The sequence below is a fragment of the Micromonospora humida genome (assembly GCF_016901255.1).
Lineage (GTDB): Bacteria > Actinomycetota > Actinomycetes > Mycobacteriales > Micromonosporaceae > Micromonospora > Micromonospora wenchangensis.
In genome coordinates this window covers 575,481-600,614 of the sequence record NZ_JAFEUC010000002.1, presented here as the reverse complement: position 1 = coordinate 600,614, position 25,134 = coordinate 575,481, and the positions used below count along the sequence as shown (strand labels likewise).

General features: G+C 73.4%; 19 protein-coding genes and 3 tRNA genes. 11 read left to right on the top strand and 11 right to left on the bottom strand.

Going from position 1 to position 25,134, the window contains the following annotated elements; genetic code table 11:
- Positions 1 to 44: 44 nt before the first annotated feature.
- The 3 genes from JQX11_RS06540 to JQX11_RS06530 form a co-directional block, all read right to left on the bottom strand.
- Positions 45 to 116, bottom strand: a tRNA-Val gene (locus tag JQX11_RS06540).
- 13 nt (positions 117 to 129) lie between these two features.
- Positions 130 to 200, bottom strand: a tRNA-Cys gene (locus JQX11_RS06535).
- Between the two features lie 34 nt (positions 201 to 234).
- Positions 235 to 307: transfer RNA gene (locus JQX11_RS06530), tRNA-Gly, on the bottom strand.
- A 299-nt stretch (positions 308 to 606) separates the two neighbouring features.
- Here JQX11_RS06530 and JQX11_RS06525 point away from each other — a divergent pair.
- Positions 607 to 1,206 (top strand): TetR/AcrR family transcriptional regulator, encoded by a 600-nt coding sequence (locus JQX11_RS06525; RefSeq protein WP_204924047.1) that lies wholly within the window; start codon positions 607 to 609, stop codon positions 1,204 to 1,206.
- 119 nt (positions 1,207 to 1,325) lie between these two features.
- On the top strand, positions 1,326 to 4,256 hold the full coding sequence (locus JQX11_RS06520; RefSeq protein WP_204924046.1) for a M36 family metallopeptidase: 2,931 nt from the start codon (positions 1,326 to 1,328) through the stop codon (positions 4,254 to 4,256).
- A gap of 49 nt (positions 4,257 to 4,305) precedes the next feature.
- On the opposite strand, the gene JQX11_RS06515 is transcribed toward JQX11_RS06520, so the two are convergent.
- Positions 4,306 to 5,175, bottom strand: coding sequence for a hypothetical protein (locus JQX11_RS06515; protein ID WP_307826088.1), 870 nt, complete (start codon positions 5,173 to 5,175; stop codon positions 4,306 to 4,308).
- 203 nt (positions 5,176 to 5,378) lie between these two features.
- Here JQX11_RS06515 and JQX11_RS06510 point away from each other — a divergent pair, with 203 nt between their 5' ends.
- From JQX11_RS06510 to JQX11_RS06500, 3 genes are all read left to right on the top strand, one after another.
- A complete protein-coding gene (locus JQX11_RS06510; protein ID WP_204924045.1) occupies positions 5,379 to 6,047 on the top strand; it encodes a class I SAM-dependent methyltransferase in 669 nt (222 codons plus the stop codon).
- Positions 6,048 to 6,056: 9 nt separating this feature from the next.
- On the top strand, positions 6,057 to 7,229 hold the full coding sequence (locus JQX11_RS06505; RefSeq protein WP_204924044.1) for a cytochrome P450: 1,173 nt from the start codon (positions 6,057 to 6,059) through the stop codon (positions 7,227 to 7,229).
- Between the two features lie 272 nt (positions 7,230 to 7,501).
- A complete protein-coding gene (locus tag JQX11_RS06500; protein ID WP_204924043.1) occupies positions 7,502 to 8,992 on the top strand; it encodes a SulP family inorganic anion transporter in 1,491 nt (496 codons plus the stop codon).
- 26 nt (positions 8,993 to 9,018) lie between these two features.
- On the opposite strand, the gene bioD is transcribed toward JQX11_RS06500, so the two are convergent.
- Positions 9,019 to 9,723, bottom strand: coding sequence for a dethiobiotin synthase (gene bioD, locus JQX11_RS06495; RefSeq protein ID WP_204924168.1), 705 nt, complete (start codon positions 9,721 to 9,723; stop codon positions 9,019 to 9,021).
- Positions 9,724 to 9,802: 79 nt separating this feature from the next.
- Entirely contained in the window at positions 9,803 to 10,963 is a 1,161-nt protein-coding gene (locus tag JQX11_RS06490; protein ID WP_204924042.1) for an 8-amino-7-oxononanoate synthase, read from the bottom strand.
- A gap of 249 nt (positions 10,964 to 11,212) precedes the next feature.
- Here JQX11_RS06490 and bioB point away from each other — a divergent pair, with 249 nt between their 5' ends.
- The 3 genes from bioB to JQX11_RS06475 are packed head-to-tail and all read left to right on the top strand — an operon-like array spanning position 11,213 to position 12,972.
- Positions 11,213 to 12,208, top strand: coding sequence for a biotin synthase BioB (gene bioB / locus JQX11_RS06485; RefSeq protein WP_088645442.1), 996 nt, complete (start codon positions 11,213 to 11,215; stop codon positions 12,206 to 12,208).
- A gap of 7 nt (positions 12,209 to 12,215) precedes the next feature.
- Positions 12,216 to 12,461, top strand: coding sequence for a biotin synthase auxiliary protein BsaP (gene bsaP / locus JQX11_RS06480; RefSeq protein WP_204924167.1), 246 nt, complete (start codon positions 12,216 to 12,218; stop codon positions 12,459 to 12,461).
- A 4-nt stretch (positions 12,462 to 12,465) separates the two neighbouring features.
- Positions 12,466 to 12,972 (top strand): GNAT family N-acetyltransferase, encoded by a 507-nt coding sequence (locus JQX11_RS06475; protein WP_204924041.1) that lies wholly within the window; start codon positions 12,466 to 12,468, stop codon positions 12,970 to 12,972.
- Between the two features lie 71 nt (positions 12,973 to 13,043).
- Here JQX11_RS06475 and JQX11_RS06470 read toward each other — a convergent pair whose 3' ends face one another.
- Together JQX11_RS06470 and JQX11_RS06465 are read right to left on the bottom strand one after the other, a co-directional pair.
- Entirely contained in the window at positions 13,044 to 15,518 is a 2,475-nt protein-coding gene (locus JQX11_RS06470; RefSeq protein ID WP_204924040.1) for a non-reducing end alpha-L-arabinofuranosidase family hydrolase, read from the bottom strand.
- 210 nt (positions 15,519 to 15,728) lie between these two features.
- Positions 15,729 to 18,701: a glycoside hydrolase family 9 protein gene (locus JQX11_RS06465; protein WP_204924039.1), complete on the bottom strand. Its 2,973-nt coding sequence runs from the start codon at positions 18,699 to 18,701 to the stop codon at positions 15,729 to 15,731.
- Positions 18,702 to 18,940: 239 nt separating this feature from the next.
- On the opposite strand from JQX11_RS06465, the gene JQX11_RS06460 reads away from it, so the two are divergent.
- Positions 18,941 to 19,345, top strand: a complete 405-nt coding sequence (locus JQX11_RS06460; protein WP_232377261.1) for a VOC family protein — start codon at positions 18,941 to 18,943, stop codon at positions 19,343 to 19,345.
- 235 nt (positions 19,346 to 19,580) lie between these two features.
- Here the strand turns inward: JQX11_RS06460 and JQX11_RS06455 are convergent, their stop codons facing one another.
- Together JQX11_RS06455 and JQX11_RS06450 are read right to left on the bottom strand one after the other, a co-directional pair.
- Positions 19,581 to 20,705 (bottom strand): GNAT family N-acetyltransferase, encoded by a 1,125-nt coding sequence (locus JQX11_RS06455; protein ID WP_204924038.1) that lies wholly within the window; start codon positions 20,703 to 20,705, stop codon positions 19,581 to 19,583.
- Positions 20,706 to 20,794: 89 nt separating this feature from the next.
- Positions 20,795 to 21,496: an ACT domain-containing protein gene (locus tag JQX11_RS06450; RefSeq protein ID WP_204924037.1), complete on the bottom strand. Its 702-nt coding sequence runs from the start codon at positions 21,494 to 21,496 to the stop codon at positions 20,795 to 20,797.
- A 152-nt stretch (positions 21,497 to 21,648) separates the two neighbouring features.
- On the opposite strand from JQX11_RS06450, the gene JQX11_RS06445 reads away from it, so the two are divergent.
- Together JQX11_RS06445 and JQX11_RS06440 are read left to right on the top strand one after the other, a co-directional pair.
- On the top strand, positions 21,649 to 22,737 hold the full coding sequence (locus tag JQX11_RS06445) for a phosphotransferase family protein (RefSeq protein WP_204924036.1): 1,089 nt from the start codon (positions 21,649 to 21,651) through the stop codon (positions 22,735 to 22,737).
- Positions 22,737 to 23,948 carry an acyl-CoA dehydrogenase family protein gene (locus JQX11_RS06440; protein ID WP_204924035.1) on the top strand — a complete coding sequence of 404 codons (1,212 nt, stop codon included), beginning with the start codon at positions 22,737 to 22,739 and terminating at the stop codon, positions 23,946 to 23,948. Before JQX11_RS06445 ends, JQX11_RS06440 begins: the two co-directional genes overlap by 1 nt.
- An 89-nt stretch (positions 23,949 to 24,037) precedes the next feature.
- On the opposite strand, the gene JQX11_RS06435 is transcribed toward JQX11_RS06440, so the two are convergent.
- The gene (locus JQX11_RS06435; protein ID WP_088645450.1) at positions 24,038 to 25,084 is read right to left on the bottom strand and encodes a LacI family DNA-binding transcriptional regulator; all 1,047 of its coding nucleotides are present in this window, start codon (positions 25,082 to 25,084) and stop codon (positions 24,038 to 24,040) included.
- Positions 25,085 to 25,134 lie beyond the last annotated feature (50 nt).

The window sequence follows — 25,134 nt, the reverse complement described above, 5'->3', positions numbered from 1 at the left end:
ACTAGGGCCACCTTCCGTGTCGGAAGGTGGCCCTAGTGACCGCGTGGGCGATACTGGGTTTGAACCAGTGACCTCTTCCGTGTCAAGGAAGCGCGCTCCCACTGCGCCAATCGCCCGTGCTTGTTACCGAGGTGGGGACGGGATTTGAACCCGCGTACACGGCTTTGCAGGCCGTTGCCTCGCCTCTCGGCCACCCCACCGAGGTTGCCCCCGTCATGCGTGGCGGCAGCTCCGAGCGGACGACGGGATTCGAACCCGCGACCCTCACCTTGGCAAGGTGATGCGCTACCAGCTGCGCTACGTCCGCTTGCCTCCGGGATGACACCCGGTGACGGATGGAAACTCTAGCCGAGCGGCCTCACCGATGCCAAATCGGGGCCACCGACGGCGCGTCCGGTCTCTGCGGTGGTGACCGGCACCACCGCCCGCAGAGCTTCCTAGGAGAGTTGGTCGGCGCGGATGGGACACGTCGTCCGCACCCCTACCGAACAGGTCGGCAAGGTAGCCGACCCGCCGGTGCGATGCTGTCCGGCTTCCGACTACCGGCAGTCGGATCGGGCGGGTCGGTAACTCCCCGTGGTCGGTTCGATAGGTTACCGTAGCGGCGTGACGAGACGTGCCGCCGCCGATGTCCGCCTGGATTCCCTGCTGCGCACGGCCTGCGACGTGATCGTCGAGCGTGGACTCGCCAACACCCGCACCGCCGACGTGGCCGCCGCCGCCGGGGTCAGCCAGGCGCTGGTCTTCTACCACTTCGCCACCAAGGAGCGGCTGCTCGCCCAGGCGTTCGCGTACGCCGTCGAGCAGGAGCTGTCCCGGCTGGACGCGGTGCTGCGCTCCGCCACCCCGCCGCTGACCAAGCTGCGGCGCATCCTGCGCCTCTACACCCCCACCGGCCGCCCCTGGGCGATGTGGATCGACGGCTGGGCGGAGTCGCTGCGCACCCCGGAACTGGAGAAGGTCTGCCGGCGGCTGGACCTGCGCTGGCGGCAGGACCTGGCGGCGGTGATCTCGGCCGGGGTGGCCGACGGGACCTTCGACTGCGCCGACCCCGCCGGTGCCGCCTGGCGGATCAACGCGGTGATGGACGGGCTCGCCGTCCAGCTCGCCGTGCACGAGCGGGTGATCTCCCGGCGACAGTTCGGCGAGTGGATCCGGCTGGTCACGGCCCGGGAACTGGGGCTCGACCCCGCCCAGCTCGTCTGATCCGCGCACCGCACGCCATTGCCCCCGCCCGATCCGCCTGGTATCCACGTATGCGCATGCGTTACCCCGCCTGCGCCGGGCCGGCGGTGCGCCGGTCCCCGCTCCCACGAGGAGGATCCGTGCCCAGACCGGAGTGGACACCCCGAACGAGCCGGCATCGACGCCGGCTCGTTCCCGTACTGGCGACCGCCGCCGTGGTCGCCGCCCTGCTGCCCGGCGGAGGCACCGCCACGGCCGCGCCGGGCGACACCGCGGCCCCGGCCCCGGGCCGCTCCGGCTCGTTCGCCGACGACCGCCACCAGGCCGCCGACGTCGACAACCGCACCGGTACGGCCGCACCCGACGCCCGCCAACGCAGCCTGGCCCGCGCCACCGGCGCCCCGGTGCGCTGGAACCGGCTCGGCACCCCGCACGCCCTCGGCCCGGCCCGGCTCGCCACCGGCCTGCCCACCGACCCGGAGGCCGCCGCCCGGCGTTACCTCACCACCCAACGGGACCTGTTCGGGCTGGACGCCGACGCGGTGACCGCGCTCGACCGGGTGCTGGTCCGGCGGATCGGCGACGGCGCGGTGGTCACCCTGCGGCAGCGCTTCGGCGACCTGCCCGCCGGCCACGACGGGCTGGTCACCGTGGCGGTCGCCGACGGCACCGTGCTCTCGGTCAGCTCCTCGCTGACCCGGGACGCCTCGGCTCCCACCCCGGCCACCCGCACCGCCGGGCAGGCGTACGCCGACGCGCTCGCCGACGCCGGCCTGGCCGCCGACGCGGTGGCCAGCCACCGGGTGCGCCCGGTCGCCGTGCCCACCCCGGCCGACGGCAACCGGGCCGCCTACGAGGTGACCCTGATCGGGCGGGACAGCGACCACCCGGCCGCGTTCACCACCTACGTCGACGGGATCACCGGGAAGGTGCTGGTCCGCGAGGATCTTGTCGACTTCGACTCCGACAACCCGAGCTGGGCGGTCTACCCGGCCACCCCGCCGCAGGACCTCGCCCCCGGGCAGGACCCCCGGGTCCGCTGGTGCGCCAGCCCCGCACCCGACTGCGCCGCCGCCTTCCGCGACCCGGCGGGCGGGCAACCCTGGGACGTCGACCTCGCCACCGGGGCACCCACCGGCACCACCCGGGGCAACTCCGCCAACACCGTGGTCTCCTGGGGTGCCGGCAGCCCGATGGTCAACGCCCCCGACCGCCCGGACCGGCGCTACGAGTACCCGTTCACCGACCAGTGGCACCAGGCCCGCTGCAACCCGGCGGCGTTCACCTCCGCCCAACGCAACGACGCCGACGCCGCCACCGCCAACCTGTTCGCCATGCACAACCGGATGCACGACTGGGCCTGGCACCTGGGCTTCACCGAGGCCACCTGGAACCTCCAGGCGGTCAACGTCAGCGGCGCCGGGCTGGGCGGCGACGCCGAGCAGGGGCGGGCCCAGCAGGGCGCGCTGAGCGGCAACCGGAACAACGCCAACCAGTCCACCCCGCGCGACGGGCTGCCGCCGAGCACCAACATGTACCTGTGGCAGCCGCAGGCCGGTGGGCCGTACCCGCCGTGTGTCGACGGCGACTACGACATGACGGTGATCGGCCACGAGTACACCCACGCCATCACCAACCGGATGATCGCCGGCCCGGACAGCGGGGTCGGCGGCCACCAGGGCGGGGCGATGGGCGAGTCGTGGAGCGACCTGCTCGCCGCCGAGTACCTCTACGAGCACGGCCTGCGCGCCCCCGGCGAGACGCCCTTCGTCACCGGCGGCTACGTCACCGGCAACCTGGTCAGCGGCATCCGCAACTACGACCTGAGCCGCAGCCCGCTCAACTACTCCGACGTCGGCTACAACACCGGCGGGCCGGCGGTGCACGCCGACGGGGAGATCTGGGGCGCGACCAACTTCCGCATCCGCGCCGCCCTGGTCAAGAAGTACGGCCTGGGCACCCCGGCGCGGCAGCTCGACTGCGCCCAGGGCCGGGTGGCCGCCGAGAACTGCCCCGGCAACCGGCGCTGGGTGCAGCTGGTCTTCGACTCGTTCCTGCTCCAGGCGGCCAGCCAGGTCAGCATGCTCGACATGCGGGACAACCTGCTCACCGCCGACCGGCTGCGCTTCGGCGGGGCCAACCAGGAGCTGATCTGGGCCGAGTTCGCCCGCTCCGGGATGGGTCGGGACGCCGCCACCGTCGGCGCCGCCGACACCGACCCGACGCCGAGCTTCGCCAGCCCGGCCGGCGGTAACGCCACGCTGACCCTGCGCCCCCGGGGCGACAGCGTCAACGCGCCGATCCGGCTCTACGTCGGTGACTACGAGGCGCGGGCCACCCCCGTCGCCGACACCGACCCGGCCACCGCGCTGCCGGCCACCTTCGAGGCCGTCGCCGGGACGTACCAGCTGCTGGCGGTCGCCCCCGGCTTCGGCCACCAGCGCCTGGAGGTGGTCGCGAAGGCCGGCCAGCAGGGGTACGTCGACCTGCGGCTGAGCCAGAACCTGGCGTCCACCAGGTCGGGGGCGAGCATCGCCGGAGACGGGGTGAACCTGGACCGGATCGCCGACGACACCGAGGCCACCAACTGGGCGTCGTTGACCGGGGTGGCCGGCAAGCAGGTCACCGTGACACTGCCCTTCGGCACGCCGCAGCCGGTGCAGCGGGTCACCGTCAGCGCCATGCTCCGCCCGGCGATCACCGGCGACGCCGACCCCGGTGCGCAGAACGCGCTGAGCGCGCTGCGGTCGTTCGCGGTGTCGACCTGCGACGCGACCACCACCGACTGCGCCGACCCGGCCCGCTGGACCCGGGTCTACACCAGCGCCGACGACGCGTTCCCCGGTGGGAAGTACCGGGCCTACAGCCGGGACCTGATCGCCCGGTCGTTCCGGGTGCCGGCCACCGTCGCCACCCACGTCCGGCTGGAGGTGCTGGCCAGTCAGTGCACCGGCGGCCCGGCGTACGCCGGTGAGCAGGACGACGACCCGGCGACCCGGACCGACTGCGCGACCGCCAGCCCGGCACGCGACCAGGTGCGGATCGCCGAGTTCCAGGTGTTCGCGAAGTGAAACCCGCCGGGGCCGGGTGGTGGCGCCACCCGGCCCCGGCGGCCCCCGATCACCGTCGGACGGTGGTCCAGCGGACCGGGCGACGGACCGGGCGGGCATCCTCGCCCGCCACACCGTCGGACGTGGTCCGGGTGAGCTGCCGCAGCCGCATCAGCAGGCCGACACCGAGGAAGAGCAGCAGGCCGCCGAGCAGGAACGCCGCCTGCACCAGCCCGAAGCCCCCGCTCTGGTCGGCCGAACGGTTCGCCGCGGCCGGTGGCGGCACCTCGGCCAGCGCCTCCTCGGTCGGTTCGGTCTCCTCCTCGCTCGGCTCCAGCACCTCCTCGGTCGGCTCCGGCGACGCGGTGGTCGGCTCGGGTGCGGCCGTGGTGGGCGCAGGGCCCGTACCGACGACCTGCCGGGTGGCGGTGCGTCGGGCGAGCAGCCGCAGGTTCGGGTCGTACGCCTCGGCGGCCATGGTGATCCGGCCCCGGGTGACGTCCTCGGCGAAGGCCACCCGGTAGGTGGCGGTGACCGTACGGTCCGGGCAGAGGGTGCCCGGGTCGAGCTGCCGGTCGGTCAACCGGGCCACGTCCCCCTGTGCCCGGATGTCCAGCGGGAACGAGCCGGTCTCCTCGACCCGGTCCATCTTGACCTGGTCCAGTCGCAGCCCCTGCACCGAGAGCACCATCGACCAGCGGACCTTCACACAGCCGCCGTTGCCCTGGCGGGACACCACCGCCGAGACCGTCCGCACCTGGTCCCCGGCGGTGAACTGGGCGGGCAGGCCACTCAGCTCGGTGGAGAAGCGGTCCGCCGCCGACGCCGGTGTCGGCCCGACGAGCCCTGTCCCCGACAGGCAGGCCAGCACCGCCCCGACCCGTAGCGCGTTCCGCCACACCATCACCACCGCCTCGCTCCTCCCGTCGGTCTTGTCCACTCGCCACGCTATGAGCAGGATGGGGAAGCCGGTAGACGGGCGTGTTCGCGCCGATCGGCAAGTACGGTGCGGGTTAACACCGACAGTGGTGAACCGGTCACCCGTCCTCGCCGACACGCCGGGTGACGGTGTGGGCTAGGCCGCTTCGTCGGGCCGGTGAGGGTCGACCGCGCCGGGGTTCGCCCGGCTGACATCCTGGGCGGGTGTCCGATCTCTCCGCGGCCTTCGTCCGGCTGCACGCCCGACTCGCCCCGGTCGCCTTCGTGCCCGAGGTGCGGTTGCACCAGGCCGACGAGCCGATCGGCCTGTGGGAGCTGACCGAGGGCGAGTTCCGCAGCTCCCAGCCGCCGCCGTTCTGGGCCTTCGCCTGGGCCGGTGGGCAGGGCCTGGCCCGGTACGTCACCGACCACCCGGAGACGGTCGCCGGTCGCCGGGTGCTCGACCTCGCCTCCGGCTCCGGCCTGGTCGCCATCGCCGCCGCACGGGCCGGCGCGGCGGCCGTGCGGGCGGTGGAGATCGACGAGCGGGCCGTCGCCGCCGTCGCCCTCAACGCCCACGCCAACGGGGTACGCGTCGACGCCGAGCTGGCCGACGTGCTCGACGGCGACGCCGGGGACGCCGAGGTGCTGCTCGCCGGGGACGTCTTCTACAGCGAGGCGATGGCCCGCCGGGTGCTGCGCTTCCTGCTGCGGGCCGCCCGCTCCGGTGCCCGGGTGCTGGTCGGCGATCCGGGCCGGGCGTTCCTGCCCCGGGAACGGTTCCGCGAGCTGGCCGGCTACGACGTGCCGGTGCCGGAGGCGTTGGAGAGCGTCCGGGTGAAGCACACCACGGTGTGGGAACTGGACCCCGCCCCGCCGGGGGCCGCCCGCTAGCGTGACCGGGTGCTGTTCCGGGGGTGGGAGGCTTCCGTCGACGGGCCCTGGCCGGACGTGGCGACGGTCGTCGACCGGGTCGGCGGCGTGCACCTGGTGGTGACGCGGCACGCGCTGGTCCGGCAGGTGCTCGCCGACGCGGCGACCTGGCGGCCCGACAACGCCCTGGACGCGGTGACCCCGATCCCGGTGGCCGCGCTGCGGGTGCTCACCGCGCACCGGTTCCGGCTGCCGCCGACGCTGGCGAACAACGCCGGCCCCAGCCACCCGGCGATCCGGGCGATCGTCGCCGAGGCGCTGCACCCCGACCGGGTGGCCGCCCAGCGACCGTGGCTGACCGCCCTGGTCCGGGCCCGGGTCGCCGACATCGCGGCCGACCTGGCCGCCGGTCGGCCGGTCGACCTGCACGCCCGGCTCGCCGCCGACCTGCCGTTGCTGGCGCTGGCCCGGCTGGTCGAGCTGCCGGACGCCCCGGTGGGTGCGGTGAAGGACTTCGCGCGGGCGGCACTGGAACTGTTCTGGGCCCCGCTGGACGCCGACCGGCAGCAGACCCTCGCCGTCGAGGTGGGCCGGTTCCACGCCGTACTGCGGGAGTTCGCCGGCACCGGCGGCGGCCTGGCCGGTCGGCTGCGCGCCGCCGGGCACCCCCCGGACGTGGTGGTCGGGGCGCTGTTCTTCCTGCTGGTCGCCGGCCAGGAGACCACCAGTCAGTTCCTCACCCTGCTGCTGCACCGGCTCACCGGCGAACCGGGGGTGCGCGCCGGGCTGCGGGCCGGCACGGTCGCCGTCGCCGACGTGGTCGAGGAGGGCCTGCGCCGGGAGCCACCGATCGTCACCTGGCGGCGGGTGGCGGCGTTCGACACGACCCTGGGCGGTACGCCGGTGCCGGCGGGCAGCTCGATGCTGCTGTGGCTGGCCCGCGCCGGCTGCGACCCGGAGGTGGTGGCCGACCCGGCCGGGTTCCGCCCGGGGCAGCGCGGGTCCCGCCGGCACCTGGCCTTCGGGGCGGGGGCGCACCGCTGCGTCGGCGCGCACCTGGCCCGACTGGAGGCGGCGGTGGTGGTCGCCGAGGCGGCGCCGCTGCTGGACGCGGTGACGGTGGTCCGTCCGCCGTGGTGCCCGGACAACCTCACCTTCCGGATGCCCGACGCGTTCGTGGTCCGCCGCACCACCACGCCGTAGCCTGCCCGAACGCCGCTCACCTGCGGAAACAGGCGTAACTCCCACTCCCCACCAAGGGTTGAACCCGGCGTGACGCCCAGCGCCACACCGAGCCGGGAGGTCCACATGCACCCCACCCCCTCCCCACTCCCCCCGCCCGTCCAGGTTGATCAAGAGGTTCGAGTCAGTTCGGAGATCAACGTTGACGCGAACCTCTTGATCACCGGAGCGGGTGGGGTGGCACGGGACAGGGTGGCGTGCACGGGTGGGGTGGCGTTGGGTGGTGGGGGGCGGTGAGGTGGGGAGAGTGGCGGCGGGACGTGCCGGCGTCGCTCGTGGTGTTCCTGGTGGCGTTGCCGCTGTGCGTCGGGATCGCGGTCGCCTCCGGGGTGCCCGTCGAACTCGGGCTGGTGACCGGGGTGGTCGGTGGGCTGGTGGTGGGGGTGATGCCGGGCAGCAGCCTCCAGGTGAGCGGGCCCGCCGCCGGACTGACCGTGCTCGTCGCCGAGGCCGTGGAACGGTACGGCCTGGCCGGCCTCGGCACCATCGTGCTGGTCGCCGGCCTGCTCCAGATCGGACTGGGACTGTTGCGGCTCGGCCGGTGGTTCCGGGCCATCTCGGTGGCCGTGGTGCACGGCATGCTCACCGGGATCGGCCTGCTGCTGGTCGCCGGACAGCTCCACGTGCTGGCCGGGGCGGACACGCCACCGACCGGGCTCGCCGGGTTCACCGGGCTACCCGCCCTGGCCGGCGAGCTGACCGGCTCCGGCACGGCGCGGGTGTCACTCGCCCTCGGCCTCGCCACGCTCGCGGTCATGCTGCTGTGGGACCGGCTGCCCGGCCGGCCGGGCCTGGTCCCCGGCGCGCTGGTCGCCGTGGTCGCCGCGGCGGCGGCGAGCGCCGCCCTGCGGCTGCCCGTGGACACGATCACGGTGGAGGGGATACTCGCCGCGCTCACCCCGTCACTCGGGCACTGGACGGCCCTCACCGACCCGGGGATGCTCGCCACCATCGTCACGTTCGCCCTGGTCGCCTCGGCGGAGAGTCTGTTCAGCGCGGCGGCCGTCGACCGGATGCACCAGGGCCCCCGGACCGACTTCGACCGGGAACTCGTCGCCCAGGGCACCGGCAACACGGTCTGCGGGCTGCTCGGCGCGCTGCCGATGACCGCCGTCATCGTGCGCAGCTCCGCCAACGTACGGGCCGGCGCGCGGACGAAGGCGTCCCGGGTGCTGCACGGCGGGTGGCTGCTGCTCTTCGTCGCCGCCGTACCCGGGCTGGTCGGGTTGATCCCGATGCCCGCGCTGGCCGCCGTGCTGGTGCACGCGGGGTGCAAGCTGCTGCCGTGGCGGGCCCTGCCCGAGCTGTGGCGGCAGCACCGGGGCGAGGCGGTGGTGCTGGTGGTGACCGCTGCGGCGATCCTCGGCACCGACCTGTTCACCGGTGTGCTCCTCGGCCTCGGGCTGGCCGTGGTCAAGACCGCCTGGGAGACCTCCCACGTGCGGGTCGTCGTGCACGACGACGTCGACCCGGTGCAGGTGGCGATCACCGGCAACGCCACGTTCCTGCGGCTGCCCACCATCCTCGCCACGCTCGACGCCCTGCCCGACGACCGGCGGGTACGGCTGGACCTCGGCGGCCTGCGGCACGTCGACCACGCCTGCCGGACCGCCCTGGACACCTGGATCGAGGCGCAGAACCGCGACGCCGACGTCGGCGTGCAGGTCGTCGCCCCACGGCCGGCGCAGGACGACCGACCCAGGCCGGTCCCGGCCGCCGAGTGAGAGCACCGGCAGCGCCGGTCAGGTGTTCAGCCGGCGTCCTCGGCCCAGGTGCGCCAGTCGTCGAGCACCCCGTACAGGTCGGGGGTGAGCCAGCCCGGGGCGGACCGGCGGAACACCCCCGGGTCCATCGCCCCGGCCCCCGCCGGCAGCGCGCCGAGCAGGTTCGGCACCAGCTCCGTCAGGTTCGCCCAGTGCACCAGCTGCGGCTCCGCCGGCCACGCACCGATCACCACCCCGGCGGGCACGGCCCGGCGCTCCAGGGCCTCCAGGGTGAGCGCGGTGTGGTTGAGGGTGCCCAACCCGGCCCGGGCCACCACCACCGCCGGGGCGCCCAGCGACACCGCCAGGTCGGCGACGGTCCACGCCTCACCCGACGGACGCAGCCCCATCGGCACCAGCAGTCCCCCGGCCCCCTCGACGAGCACCAGGTCGTGCTTGTCGACCTCCGCGCGGATCGCGTCGACGGCCGTGTACAGCTCCAACGGCTCCAGCTCGGCCACCCGGGCGGCGGCCAGCGGGGCCAACGGGTCGGGGTAGCTGGCCAGGGTACGACCGGTCAGCGGGGCGGCCAGCCGGGTCACCGCGTCCACGTCGCCGGGCTCGCCGGTGGCCGTCCCCGACTGGCCCGGCTTGACCACCGCGACCCGCAGGCCGGCGGCCTGCGCGGCGGCCGTGATCGCCGCTGTCACCACCGTCTTGCCGACCTCGGTGTCGGTCCCGGTGACCAGCACCGCACCCTTCCATCCACTCAAGGCAGGACCACCTCGGTTCGCGACTGCGGGGCTCGCAAACCCGGCTCACTCCTCACGCTCACAGAACCACCTCGGTTCGCGACTGCGGGGCGCACTCCACGATGGTCTCCAGGGCGTGTTCGAAATCCGCCCGGGTGACCCCGGTGGAGAGGGTCAGCCGAAGGCGGGAGCGGTGGTCCGGGGTGGACGGTGGGCGGAAACAGCCGACCGCGACGCCCCGGGCCCGGCAGTCGGCCGCCCAGGCGGTGGCGGCCTCCGGGCCGGGTGCGGTCACCGACACCACGGCGGCGTCGGGGGTGGACACCGGCAGCCCGGCCGCGCCGAGGCGGCGTACCGCGTAGCCGGCCCGGTCGGTCAGCTCGGCGCGCAGGTCGTCGGCGGCGCGGGCCAGCGCCACGGCGGCGCGTACCCCGGCGGCGACGGCCGGCGGCGGCGCGGTGTCGAAGATGAAGGTCCGCCCGGTCTCCACCAGGTGCCTGACGAACTCGGCCGGGCCGGCGACCACCCCACCGGCACCGCCGAGCGCCTTGGACAGGGTCGCGGTGACCACCACGTCCGGCGCGCCGGCGAGCCCGGCGGCGGCCACCGCGCCGGCACCGGCCGGGCCGGTGACGCCGAGCCCGTGCGCGTCGTCGATCAGCAGCAGCGCGCCGTGCCGCCGGGCCACCGCGTGCAGCGCGGCCAGCGGCGCGAGGTCGCCGTCGACGGAGAACACCGACTCGGTGACCACCACCGCCGGGCGGCCCGGCGCAGCGGCGAGCGCGGCGGCCACCGCGTCGACGTCGGCGTGCGCGGTGACCACCGTCTCCGCGCCGGAGATCCGGCAGCCGTCGATCAGCGAGGCGTGGTTGTGGGCGTCGGAGACGAGCAGGGTACGCGGCTGCACCAGGCCCCGGACGGCCGCCAGGTTGGCCAGGTAGCCGGAGGAGAAGACGAGTGCCCGGTCGACGCCGAGCCAGTCGGCCAGGTCGTCCTCGAGCGCGTGGTGGACGTCGGTTGAGCCCCGGACCAGGCGGGAGCCGGTGGCGCCCAGCCCGTACCCGGACAGGGCCCGGCCGGCGGCGGCCACCACCTCGGGGTGGGTGGAAAGGCCCAGGTAGTCGTTGCCGGCCAGATCGACGTCCGGGTCACCGGCGGCGCGGGGGCGTAGGGTACGGGTGAGCCCCGCCTTCGCCCGCAGCGCGGCGCGACGGTCCAGGGCCGCCAGCCAGTCCGCCACCGGTCACCGCCTCCGTCCGTCGTCCGACCTGCCTCCCGCCCGTCCGCCGGGCGTCTGCCGCCCGGGGACGACCGGCCCGTGCCGGTGGGTGACGGCGTTGCCGCCGCCGGGCGAAATTACCATCCGCCGGGCCGGCACCGGCGTGGCGGCGGGCCCGCCGCACCGCCACGCGGAAGGGGCTGCCGGGGTGGCCGGGGGCCGTCGGCTCGGGCGTTTCCCGGCCCGCACCGGCCTTGTAGGGTACGAGCCATGCCAGAGATCCTCGACCAGGCCCGGACCCAGGTGCTGGGCGACGGCGTCGGCCTCGACCAGGCCGGTGTCCTCGCGGTGCTGACCCTGCCCGACGAGCACCTCACCGCCGCCCTCCAGCTCGCCCACGAGGTGCGGATGCGCTGGTGCGGTCCGGAGGTCGAGGTCGAGGGGATCGTCTCGCTGAAGACCGGCGGCTGCCCGGAGGACTGCCACTTCTGCTCGCAGTCCGGCCTGTTCACCTCGCCGGTCCGGTCGGTGTGGCTGGACATTCCGTCGCTGGTGGAGGCGGCGAAGCAGACGGCGGCGACCGGGGCGAGCGAGTTCTGCATCGTGGCCGCCGTGCGCGGCCCCGACGACCGGCTGATGAAGCAGATGCGCGAGGGGGTCGCCGCGATCCGCGCGGAGGTCGACATCCAGGTCGCCGCGTCGCTGGGGATGCTCAGCCAGGAGCAGGTCGACGACCTGGTCGAGATGGGTGTGCACCGCTACAACCACAACCTGGAGACCTGCCGCTCGTACTTCCCGAACGTGGTCACCACGCACTCGTGGGAGGAGCGCTGGGAGACCCTGCGGATGGTCCGCGAATCGGGCATGGAGGTCTGCTGCGGCGGCATCCTCGGCCTCGGCGAGACCGTGGAGCAGCGCGCCGAGTTCGCCGCGCAGCTCGCCGAGCTGGACCCGCACGAGGTGCCGCTGAACTTCCTCAACCCGCGTCCGGGCACGCCGCTGGGCGACCGGCCGGTGGTGGAGGGTAAGGACGCGCTGCGGGCCATCGCCGCGTTCCGGCTGGCCATGCCGCGCACCATCCTGCGGTACGCGGGCGGCCGGGAGATCACCCTCGGTGACCTGGGCACCCGCGACGGCCTGCTCGGCGGGATCAACGCGGTGATCGTCGGCAACTACCTGACCACGCTGGGGCGGCCGGCGACCGACGACCTGAAGCTGCTCGACGAGCTGAAGATGCCGGTCAAGGCGCTCTCCGCCACCCTGTGAGGTGATGATGACCGACGCGGGTGACCCGATCATCGACGGTCGTACGGCGGGCTCCGCCGTGCTGACGTCGGCCGCGACCTGGTGCGACCGCTGTGGTGCGGACGCCACGGCGGGCCCGCACCCGGGCTGCGCGGCGGCCCGCGTGCTGGAGCCCCCGCGCTACTGCGGGCACTGCCGACGGCGGATGAAGGTGCAGGTACTACCGGTCGGCTGGGCGGCGGTCTGCGTCGAGCACGGCGAGATCCGGGGCTGACGGCGTGCTGCGGGGGCGGACGGTCACGCTGCGGCCGATGGCGGAGGCGGACGTGCCCGCCCTGGCCGCGATCCGGGCCACCCCGGAGGTGCGCCGCTGGTGGCGCGGCGACGACGACCTGGCCGCGTCGGTGCGGGCCGACCTGGCCGACGACACGCTGGCGGTCTACGCCATCGAGGACGCCGGCCGGCTGGTCGGGGCGATCCAGTGGTACGCCGAGACCGACCCGGACTACCGCCACGTCAGCCTGGACGTCTTCCTCGACCCGGCGGTACGCGGCACCGGGCTGGGCGGGGACGCGATCCGCACCCTGGTCCGGCACCTGGTCGACGAGTACGGCCACCACCGGTTCACCGTCGATCCGGCGGCGGCGAACACGGCGGCTATCCGGGCGTACGCGAAGGTGGGGTTCCGTCCGGTGGGCGTCATGCGGCGGTACGAGCGGGGCGCGGACGGGCGCTGGCACGACGCGCTGCTGATGGACCTGCTCGCGGAGGAGCTGGCCGGCTGAAACGGGCGGGGCGTGCCCGGCACCCTCAGGTGCCGGGCACGCCCCGGTTGTGCAGCGTGCGAAGGTGTGCCTCAGCGCTGGAGGGTGAGGACACCCGGCCGCCACGGCAGCAGGTTGTAGTCGGTGTTCGCGTTCGGGTCCTTGCCCTGGTAGAGCAACTGCAGGTTGCAGGCGTCGACGGTCTTGGTCTGGTCGGGGTTGGTGCGGACCAGGTCACCGTGGCTGATGTCGTTGGTCCACGTGGCACCGCTGTTGGCCTTGCCGGCGAAGGGGTTGCTCTCGCTGGTGGCCTGCGGGGTCCACGAGCCGCCCAGGCTGCTGGACGTGAACGACCGGAAGTAGCGTTGCCCCTGACTTCCGATCGCCTCGACGATCATCAGGTACTGGTTCTGGCCCTGCACCTTGTAGACCTCGACGCCCTCGAACAGGTTGTTCGTCGAGTCGGTCATGATCGTCGTGTAGCTCGACCCGAAGCTGCCCGGGAAGTTCCCCAGCGGCATGCTCGACCGGTAGATCTTGCCGTTGTCCCCGGCGAAGAACAGGTACATGTTCTGGTCGTCACCGATGAGGGTCTGGTCGATCACACCGTACGGGGCGTCCGGGAGGGTGGCGGTGGACAGCGTCTGCGCCGAGGACCAGCCGTTGGCGTTGGTCGGGTCGCTCGACGTCTTGTAGCTGAACGAGGTCGGCCCCCACTGGTACGCCAGCACCCAGATGTTCTTCGGGGCGAAGTAGAACAGGGTGGGCGCGACGGTGCCCTGGCTCATGCCGTTCTGGCTGGCCGAGGCCATGTCCGACCAGTTGGTGAACGTGCCGAAGTTCATCGAGCTGTACTGGCCGCTGCTGTTGACGTACGAGCCGTAGACCAGGTGCTTGCCGTTGTAGACGACGTTGGTGAAGTCCTTGAGCGAGACCCAGCCGTTCTTCGGGCTGGTCAGCGCGCCGGTCGACGACCACCGGTAGGTCGACGGGAGCGCGCAGCCACCACCCGGGGGCGGCGTGGTCGTCGGCGGCGGGGTGGTCGGCGGCGCGGTGGTGGGCGGGTTGCTGCCACCGAAGTCGGTGCGCCACTGCTGGTTGGTCTGCCCGTGGCAGTCGTACAGCTGGACCTGCTGGCCGTTGCCGGTGCCCCAGACGTCCAGGCAGCGGCCGGACTGCACGCCGGTGATGGTGCCGTTGGCGTTGATGTTCCACTGCTGGTTGGCCCCGCTGTTGCAGTCCCAGATGATGATTCCGGTGCCGTTGGCGGTGCCTGCGCCGTTCGCGTCCAGGCACTTGGTGCCGTAGACCCGCAACTGCTTGTTACTGGTGTACGTCCACTGCTGGTTGGACTGGCCGTTGCAGTCGTAGAGCTGCACCCGGGTGCCGTTGGTCTGGGTGGAGTTCGGCACGTCGATGCACCGGTTCGACGCCACGCCGACGATCCGGCCGGCGCCGCCGCTCGGCGGCGGAGTCGTGGTGGGCGGGGGCGTGGTGGGCGGGCCCGTGGTCGGCCCGGAGGTCGGCGGGGCCGCGTTGAGCGCGTTGAGGACCGAGTTGTACGCGGCCTTCTTGTTGCCGCCGCCGTCGAACAGCAGCGGGTTCTCGTTGGAGCGCCAGGAGTCGCTGTCGCGCACGCCCCACACGGTGATGCCGATGCAGCGCGGCACGTTCAGGCACGCCTGGGTCAGCCCGGCGTACTGGGTGGTGGAGGAGTTCGTGACGTCGACCTCGGTCAGCGCCACGTCCACGCCGAGGGCGGCGAAGCTGGACAGCGTGGTCTGGAAGTTGCTCGGCAGCGAGCTGCCCCCGGTGAAGTGGGTCTGCAGGCCGACGCAGTCGATCGGCACGCCCCGGGACTTGAAGTCCTGGATCATGCGGTAGACGCCCTGCGTCTTGCCGTACGACCAGTTCTCGATGTTGTAGTCGTTGTAGCAGAGCTTCACCGACGGGTCGGCGGCCCGCGCGGTGCGGAACGCCACCTCGATCCAGTCGTTGCCGGTGCCCTGCAGGTTCGACGACCGGCGGCTGCCGTCCTCGTTGAACGCCTCGTTGACCACGTCCCACGCGGCGAGCTTGCCCTTGTAGTGGCCCATCACGCCGTTGATGTGGTCGATCATCGCCTGGCGCAGGTTGCTGCCGCTCAGGCTCTGCATCCACGGCGGCTGCTGCGCGTGCCAGGCCAGGGTGTGCCCCCGGACCTTCAGGCCGCGCTGGGTCGCCCAGTTGTAGATCTGGTCACCGGAGCTGAAGTTGAACTGGCCCCGCTGGGGCTGCGTCGCTTCCGGCTTCATCTCGTTCTCGGCCGTGATCATGTTGAACTCGCGGCCGGCAATCGTGCTGTACGTCGAGTCGCCGAGCCGGCCGGCTGCGATCGCCGTGCCGAAGTACCGGCCCGACTGCGCGGCGGCCGCGCCCAGCGTGCTCGCGGCGGCGTTCGCCGACGGCATCATCACCGCGGCGGATACCACCGTCACGACGCCGACCGCGCCAGCGAGCAGCGCCCGGACGGCGGGCGATCGCCGTCGCCGGCCGCCGTCGTGGTGGACGGATGGACCTGTTGCCATCGTGGCCTCCTTGCTGGCCAACACCCGGGCCGTCGGGGCGGGACGGCCGGGCGTCTTCGGTTGTTAAATCTAGTAGCGTCGATGTTTCCATCCTGCACCGGCCGGAACAAAGGTGTTTCGGAAAAGTTTCGGAACATTTTTGACCCGGCCTGGTCCGACGCGACGTGGCCGGTCACCGCAGGTGCGGTGCCGGCCACGTCACGTCGATGCTCAGGAGACCGTGCAGGTGGCCCCGTTGAGCGTGAAGCTCGTCGGCTTCGGGTTGCTGCCGGTGTGGGTGCCGTTGAACCCGATGCTGGTGGACGCACCGGGGGCCAACGCCCCGTTGTAGGTCATGCTGGTCGCGGTCACCGCCGCCCCCGTCTGGGCGAACGTCGCCGACCAGCCCTGGCTGACCTTCTGACCGCTGGTCGGGAAGGTGAAGGCCAGGCTCCAACCGTTGAGCGCGGTCGTACCGGTGTTGGTGATGCTGACGCTGGCGGTGAAGCCGTTGGTCCAGTCGGTGGTGGTGTAACCGACCTTGCACGACGAGGCGGGCGTGGTCGGGGTCGGGGTGGGCGTCGGGGTGGAGGTCGGCGTCGGGGTCGGTGTCGAGGTGCCCGGCAGGGTCTGCACGGTGAGCGTCTTCGACGGGGTGGACGGGTTGCCGGCCGCGTCCACCGCCACCACGTAGAGCCCGTACGAGGTGTCCGGCGTCAGCCCGGTCACCTGGGCGGTGGTGCCGGTGCTCGTGGCGACGACGAGATGGGCGGGCCAGGACGTCTTGTAGACCCGGTAACCGGTGACCCCGACGTTGTCGGTGGACGGCGTCCAGCTCAGGGTGAGCCCGGTCGCGCCGATGTTCGACGCGGTCGGGGTGCCGGGCGGGGTCGGCCCGCTGGTGTCCGAACCGGTGCCCGCCGGCGTGGCCACCGCGAGCGCCGACGACCACAACGAGCTGTTGCCGGCGCCGTCGCGGGCCAGGACCGAGAACCGGTAGTTGCTGGCGGGCGAGAGCGTGGTCAGGGTCAGACTGTTGGTGGTGGTGCGGAAGGTGGAGCGCACGTCGCTGCCGACCGGCTCCATGGCGACGTCGTAGCCGGCCAGGCCGCTGCCACCGGTGTCGGTGGACGCGGGCCAGGTCAGCGTCATGCCGGTGGGCGTGATCGCCGAGGCGACGGGGGTGCCGGGGACGGTGGGCGGGGTGGTGTCGCTCGGCGTCGAGGTCGGCTCGTCACCCCAGACCCGGGTGGTCCCGGCGTACAGCGGCACCTTCGGGTTCGGGCCGGCGGTGGCCTGGTACGACGGATCGTTGGTCGGGTCCCAGGTGCCGCCCTCCGGTACGCCGATCTTGAACTGCACCTCCATCCGGTGCTGCGACTGCCCGGCCGGGGCGATCGTCTGACCGGTGCAGTCCACCTCGACGTACCAGATGTCGCCGGAGAGCTGCTTGGCGGTCGACGGCGACGGGCAACCCTGGGTGTAGCCGGGGGTGACCTGCACGGCGGTGCTGCCCTCGGGGCGGAAGTAGTAGCGGAACTTCCCGTTGGTCAGCGCCCGCGCCGGGAACGCCGACTTGTTGTAGATGATCGCCTTGAGCCCGGTGGCCCGGGGCTCGGCCTGCATCACCGTGGTCTCCACGGTCAGCTCGGGGATGTCCGGCTGCTCGGCGGTGGGGAAATTGGCGAGCGGGGTGCCGCCGTACTCCTGGGAGAGCCGGGCCAGGGCGGAGGTGAAACCGGCGTTGTAGTCGGTGGCGACCTCGTTCATCACGTAGTCCGACCGGCTGTCGGTGTAGGCGTCGTTGGCCGAGGACGGGCCGCCGACCAGCGCGCCGTAGAGCACGTGCCGGGTCTCGACGGGCACGGTCTGGCTGTCCCACCAGGAACCGTGGGCGGTGCGGTGGTGCGGGTTCTTCGGCGCGTTGGCGCCGAACCCGATCATGTAGCTGGACTTGCGCGGGTTGTCACCGAGCGCGTAGTTGACCTGCCGGACGGCGAAGTCGTGGAACCGGGCCTTGCGGGTGGCGTCGGTGGTCTTGTCGCTGTAGACCAGCGCCGCGAAGCTGGTGTTGGCGGCGTACCGCAGCGCGCCCCAGGAGTCGAGGACGGCCATCCCGCCCGGAGAGTAGGGCACCTTCTGGCCGTTGACGCCGACCGTCCAGTAGTCGAGCCACCGGTTGGCGTCGTCGACGTACTTCTGCTTGCCGGTCAGGTTGGCCAGCAGCACGTACGCCCCGAACTGCTTGTTGTCCCAGGCGATCGTCCACTTGTAGGACCGGGTGGTGGACTGCGGCTCGGTGCCGAGCTTGTCGTACTCGCTCTCGGCCTTGGCCAGGTAGGCGGCGTCACCGGTGGCCCGGTGCAGCCAGATCGCACCCCAGACGAGTTCGTCCTGGTAGCCGCTCCACGACTTGTAGAAGCTCGTCGCGTCGGTGATGCACTCGTGGTAGCTCTTGCGCACCGTGTCGGCGAACGTGTAGAGCTGCTTGGCGTGGGTGAGCAGCTTGTCGGCGTAGGCGGCGTCGGTGGGCCGGAACACCATCGACGACGCGGCCATCGCCGCCGCCGTCTCCCCCGCCAGGTCCGCGCCGCCACAGCTCAAATCGATCTTGTACGCGGGCCGCGCCATGGGCAGCACCTCGGCCGGGCCCCACCACTTGTGGTCGTCGTCGCCCTTGCCGACCTGCCCGTAGAGCACGTTGGCCGAGGGGTGCGCCTTGATGAAGTAGTCGTTGACGAAGCGCAGGTTGTTCAGCAGCGGGGTGAGCTGGCCTGCGGCGACGTACCCGTCGCGGTACTCGACCGCGCCCCAGGCGAGCATGGTGGCGCTGAACGCCATCGGGAAGCCGAACTTCACGTGGTCGCCGGCGTCGTACCAGCCGCCGGTGAGGTCCACGCCGACGTCCGCCCCGTCGGTGAGCGCGGAGTCGCCCCGCCAGGAGACCCGGTTCCAGGACGGCTTCTTGCCGGACTGCTGCGCCTCGTAGAACAGCAGCGACTTCTGCAGCGCCTCGGGGTAGTTGAACATGCCGGTGCCGGCGGCCTCGGCGCGCCCGGCAGCGGTGGGAGCGGCCCCGGCGGTGAGCGGGACCGCGCTGATGGCGAGAGTCAGACCGCTGGCCAGGGCGGCACCGGCGGCGAGCAGGCGGCGGAGCCGGGGCCGGCCCGCGCCCGACCGGCCGGGCCGGTTCGGGTGCTGCATGCGGAACTCCTGTCGATGGTGCCTCCGGCGACGCCCACCGGACGCGGGGACGGGGGCGTCGCGGGTGGTGGGCGTCGCCGGAGGCGGGTGGTGGTGAGAGGACCGAGGGAGTCGCGGGAGCGCTCCCATGGATGTGCGCCAATGTAATCGTTCGGTCATCGGTTTGTGAAGGGGCCAACCCCGACGACACCGGAAGAAGCTCCCCGGACACCGCCGCCCGACCGGACTAGCCTGGATCGATGTCGATGATCGAACAGGTGTCACTGGGGGTGAGCGACGACCGTCGCGCCGGCCGGTTCTGGGCCGAGGCCCTCGGCTACGTCCGCCGGCCACCCCGCTACCCGGGGGACGGGTGGATCGTGCTCGAACCGCCGTCCGGCGTCGCCGGGGTGCCGCTGGCGATGGACGTCAGCGTCAGCCCGGTGTCGGACCTCCCCCGCATCCACCTCGACCTGCACGCGGGCGACCGGGACCTCGACGACGAGGTCGACCGGCTGTGCGGTCTGGGTGCCGAACGGGTCGACTGGCCGCACTACCCCGCCGAGCCGGAGCCGGGCCAACTGCCGTACGTCGTCCTCGCCGACACCGAGGGCAACCGGTTCTGCGTCTCGGGGCACCGTCGGGCCGGCGTCCTCTTCGGCTGACCGCCACCCCGCCGGCCGAAACACCCACCGACCGTGCGCCCACCGACCGCCAGGCGGCGGCCCCGGGGCGCGGCAGGCCCCGACTGGCGACCCGGAACCGGCCCGGACATGGGCAGGGCCCCCGCACCGGGGGCCCTGCCTGTACACCGTTCTCCGCATCGGAGTTCGGCCACGCACCGGAAGGAAGCCCCCGCCCGGTGCCACACGGGTCGTCTCGATGAGCGGTGCCCGGCGGTCAGCAGACCCCGCCGGTCGTGCTCGTCCGCCGGGGTCCGATCACGGCCGCACCGGGCCGACCGGTCCCGTCGGCGACCGGGCCGTCGCCCACCCGGGCGGACAGCGCGACGGTCACGGTGAGCAGGCTGCCGTCCCGCTCGATCGGCGCGAACCGGCCCAGCCGGGCCACCGTACGCACCATCGGCGTGTTCTCCGCCTGCGTGTGCAGGACCAGCGCCGCGAACCCGGCCCGCTCGGCGTGGGCGAGCAGCCGGCGCAGCAGCCCGGTGCCCAGCCCCCGCCGCTGCCAGTCGTCCCGGACCAGCAGTGCCGCCTCCGCCTCGTCGCCCTCGCCGAGCAGGTTGGCCAGTGCGACGACCGACTCCGCCGCCCCGCCGGAGCCGGTCGTCGTGGCCACCAGGGTCAGCCCCCGGGCGGGTTCCAGCAACCGGCGCAGCCGGGCCGGCGGGGGCAGCGCAGCCCCGCTCAGGTAGCGCCGCTGTCGACTCTGCGCCGAGCAGCGCTCGTGCAGGTCGACCACGCCCGCCAGGTCGTCGGCGGTCGCCGGCCGGACGGTCAGCTCCGCCCCGTCGGGCAGCACCAGGACCACCCGGTCGGCCTCCCGCCGGGCCACCGCCGCCGCCAACTCGACGAGCGCCTGCGCCCGCGCGTACTCGGCCGGGGTGAAGCTGGGCGCCTGCCGGCGCAGTTCGTACGAGCCGCCGGTCGGGTCGGTCAGCAGCATGGTCGTGGTGCCGACCGCGTCGTGCCCCCCGGCAGCCGTCGGACGCCAGGTCACCTCGTCCGCGCCGAGCGTGGCCCGCAGCACCTCACCTGCCAGTTCCGGGTCACCGACCAGCCGGGTGGCCAGCCCGAGCACCCGGGTCGGCTGGTCGGCCAGGCCCCGCGCCTCGCTGCGGGCGACCCAGCAGTCCCGGCCCCGGCCCCGCTCGACGGCGGCGATCAGATCCGCCTCGTCGAGGGTGTCCGGCGCGTCGACGAGGAAGTCGTCCACCGCGCCGACCTCGGTGGTGTGCACCTGCACGGTGAGGATGTTGACCCCCCGCAACGCGAGACTCGCGGTGAGGACCGACAGGTATCCCGGCCGGTCGTCCACGGTCGCGCGAACCCGCCACAGCGCCATGTCCACTCCCTTCCCCACCACGAAGCCTGCCCGCGGCCTGTTGCCGTGGCGTTGCCCGGCGGTGTCGCACCGGCAACCGTTCGCCCAGGTCAGGTGACGGTGGTCACCGACTGCGGGCCGACCATGTCGAGCCGGTCGCCGAGGATCACCGCGCTGGCCCGGACGAGCTGGGCGAGCCGGTCCACCTCGGTGGCGTGGAACCCGGCGGCGGTCAGCGGCTCGGTGTGGTCCCGGGCGACCACCAGCACCAGCCCGGCCCGGCCGAACGGCGCGATCGCGTAGTGCGTGCCGTCGGCCATGGTCAACGTGCGGGCCCGCAGCGGGGTCACCTCGGGCAGCCGGGGCGGCTCGGGCGCGCGCCAGCTGGCGTGCCCGACGGTCGCCGTCCCCGCGCCGGCCCGCGAGGCCCAGTCCACCGGCACGACGGCCGCCACCGCCCAGTCCGCCGCGAGCAACCCGGGCACCGCGTCGACCAGGGTGGCCACCCCGTCGGTGGGGTTCGCCGCCACCTGGGCGAGCAGCTCGGCGTCCTGACCGGTGGTGGTCGGCGCGCCGATCGCCCGCCACACCCCGTCGACGCGTACCCCCGGGATGGCGGCCAGCCCCGCGAGCAGCCCCTCGACCCGGGCGGCGCCGGGCCAGACCACGGTGAAGTCGTCCACCGCCCGGCCGCCGAGCCGCTCCAGCACCACGACCTGGACGATGTCCGCCCCGGAGACGCCGAGCGTGCGGGCCACCTGGCCGAGTGTCCCGGGTCGGTCCGGCAGGGTCACCCGAACTCTCAGCAACATGTCTGTCCCTCCGCTCGGCGGGCCGACCGCACACGGCCGGCAGGCTGGTCCCCAGCCTGCCGGTTGACCATTTCGCCCCTGTTGCCGTGGCATGTCCCGGGCGGAAAATCGCTGACCTTGACAACCCGGCTGACCTGCCATCAACTATGCGGATGACCGAGCCGGCCGTCGACGCGTCCCACGACGGCGGAGCCCCCGGCGACCGGCCGCCACCCGGGCTGGATCTCGACCGGTTGGCCGGGTGGCTGGCCGCACACCGGCCGGAGCTGGTGGCCGACGGGCCGCTGCGGGCCAGCCTGATCACCGGCGGCAAGTCCAACCTGACCTACCTGCTGCACGGTGCCGGGCGCGAGCTGGTGCTGCGCCGCCCGCCGCTGGGCCACGTGCTGGCCACCGCGCACGACATGGCCCGCGAGCACCGGGTGATCGCCGCGCTCGCGCCGACCGCCGTGCCGGTGCCCGGGGTGGTGCTGCTCTGCGTCGACCCGGCGGTGATCGGGGCACCCTTCTACCTGATGCACCGGGTGCCGGGCGAGGTGCTGCGCACCCGGGCCCAGACCGACCCGCTCACCGACGGGCAACGCCGCGACCTGGCCTGGGCGATGATGGACACCCTCGCCGCCCTGCACACCGTCGACCCGGCCGAGGTGGGGCTGGCCGACTTCGGCCGTCCGGAGGGCTACCTCGGCCGGCAGGTACGACGCTGGGCCGGCCAGCTCGACCGGTCCCGCAGCCGGGAGCTGCCCGGGGTGGACGAGCTACGCGACGCGCTGGCCACCTCGATGCCCGAGGGGGTCAACGCCGGCCGGATCGTGCACGGCGACTACCGGCTCGACAACCTGCTCACCACGGTCGACCCGGTGTCGGTCCGGGCGGTGCTGGACTGGGAGATGGCCACCCTGGGCGATCCGCTGGCCGACCTCGGGCTGCTGCTGACGTACTGGGACGTGCTCGGCGACAGCGACCTCGCCGAGGGCAACCCGGTCGCCGACGGGCTCGGCCCGCGCGCCGGCTTCCCCACCGGCGGCGAGCTGATCGCCCGGTACGCCGGCCGCAGCGGCGTCGATGTGGGGCCGCTGCACTGGCACCTGGCCCTCGGCTGTTTCAAGCTCGCGGTGATCTGCGAGGGCATCCACTACCGGCACACCCTGGGGCAGACCCTCGGCGGTGGGTTCGACCGGATCGGCGACATGGTGACGCCCCTGGTGGAGCACGGTCTGCGCGCGGTCAGGGGGAACTGATGGACTTCGGTTACGACGCCCGTACCGTCGAGCTACGGGAGCGGCTCGGCGCGTTCCTGGATGAGTGCGTCCTGCCGGCCGAGGCGGTGCACGCCGCGCAGGTCGTCGCGGCGGGTGACCCGTGGTCGCGGTCCCCGGTGCTCGACGAGCTGAAGGTCGAGGCGCGACGGCGCGGCCTGTGGAACCTCTTCCTGCCCGATCCGCGCTACGGCGCCGGGCTGACCAACCTCCAGTACGCCCCGCTCGCCGAGCTGACCGGGCGCAGCCCGCACCTGGCCCCCGAGGCGGTCAACTGCGCCGCCCCGGACACCGGCAACATGGAGCTGCTCGCCGAGTTCGGCAGCGGGGCGCAGCGCGACAGGTGGCTCGCCCCGCTGCTGGCCGGTGAGATCCGCTCGGCGTTCTGCATGACCGAGCCCGAGGTGGCCTCCTCCGACGCCACCAACATCGCCACCCGGATCGTCCGCGACGGCGACCACTACGTGGTCAACGGACGCAAGTGGTGGTCGTCCGGGGCGATGGACCCCCGGTGCGAGCTGTTCATCGTGATGGGTAAGACCGACCCGGACGCCGACCGGCACCGCCAGCAGAGCATGGTGCTGGTGCCCCGGGACACCCCGGGCGTGCACGTCCGCCGGGGCATGACGGTCTTCGGCTACACCGACGCCCCGCACGGCGGGCACGCCGAGATCGACTTCGTCGACGTCCGGGTGCCGGTGGAGAACCTGGTCGGCGCCGAGGGGGGCGGGTTCGCCATCGCCCAGGCCCGGCTCGGGCCGGGCCGCATCCACCACTGCATGCGCCTGGTCGGGATGGCCGAGCGGGCCCTGGAGCTGCTCTGCCGCCGGGCCAACGAGCGGATCGCGTTCGGTCGGCCGCTCGCCGAGCAGGGCGTGGTCCGGGAGTGGATCGCCGAATCCCGGGTACGGATCGAGCAGGCCCGGCTGCTGGTGCTCAAGACCGCCTGGCTGATGGACACCGTCGGCAACAAGGGTGCGCACACCGAGATCCAGGCCATCAAGATCGCTACTCCGGCGATGGCCGAGTGGGTGATCGACAAGGCGATCCAGGGGTACGGCGGCGCCGGGGTCAGTCAGGACACCCCGCTCGCCGGGCTCTGGGCCCAGGCCCGCACCCTGCGGCTCGCCGACGGCCCGGACGAGGTGCACCGCGCGTCCCTGGCCAAGCGGGAACTGCGCCGCTGGTCCTGAGCCTGAGCCACTGGCCTGAACCGACGCCACCGGCGCGTCAGGTCACCCGGCTGAGGGCCGGAGGTGGAGGTCGGAGGTGTCGAAGCGCTTCAGGTGGAGGCACGCTGGATGAGTTCGGTGTCCAGCAGGATGTGCGGGGTGGGGATCTCGTCGCCCCGGATGCGGGCCACCAGCAGCCGGGCCATCTGCCGGCCCATCTCCTCCACCGGCTGGAAGACCGTGGTCAACGGCGGGTCGGCCTGCTGGGCGACAGGCGAGTCGTCGAACCCGATGATCGCCACGTCCTCGGGCACCCGTCGGCCCGACTCGCGCAGCGTCCGTAGCGCGCCGAACGCCATCAGGTCGGAGGCGACGAAGACCGCGTCCAGCTCGGGGCAGGCCTCCAGCAGCCGGCGCATGCACGCCGCGCCGCTACCCTCGCTGAAGTCCCCGTAGGCGATCATGCGGGGGTCGAGCATCCCGACGGTGGACTCCACCGCCTCCCGGTAGCCGACCAGCCGGGCGAGGCCGGCGCCCATGTCCTGCGGGCCGGCGATGGTGGCGATCCGACGGCGTCCCTGCCGGGCCAGGTGCTGCACCGCGTTGCGGGCGCCACCGACGTTGTCGACGTCGACGAACCAGGACGGCCGCGCGCCCGGGCGCAGCATCCGGGCCGGCCGACCGCCGAGCACGGTGGGCAGGTCGCGCTCCTCCAGCAGGGTGGGCAACGGGTCGGAGTCGTGCAGCGACAGCAGCAGGACCCCGTCGACGTGCTGGTTGGTCAGGTGGTTCTCGACCCGTTCCCGTTCGATCGGGGACTGCACCATGGCGAGCCAGAGTTGCAGCGGCGTCTCCAGCAGGCCGGAGCTGACACCCCGGACGATGCCGGCGAAGAACGGCTCGGTGAAGACCCGCTCCCCCGACTCGGAGACCACCAGGGCCACCGAGTCGGTCCGCTGGGTGACCAGTGCCCGTGCCGCCCGGTTCGGGACGTACCCCAGTTCGGCGATGGCCTGTTGGACGGCGGCCCGGGCCTCCGGGCTGACCTGGGGTGAGCCGTTGACCACCCGGGAGACCGTGCCCCGCCCGACACCCGCGCGGGCGGCGACCGCGTCGAGGGTCGGGCGCCCGAGTGACCGGGTGCGTTGCGTTGTCATCGTCTGCTCCTCCGACGTCGGACGGTCCCCGCCGGCCGCCCCCGGGGGCG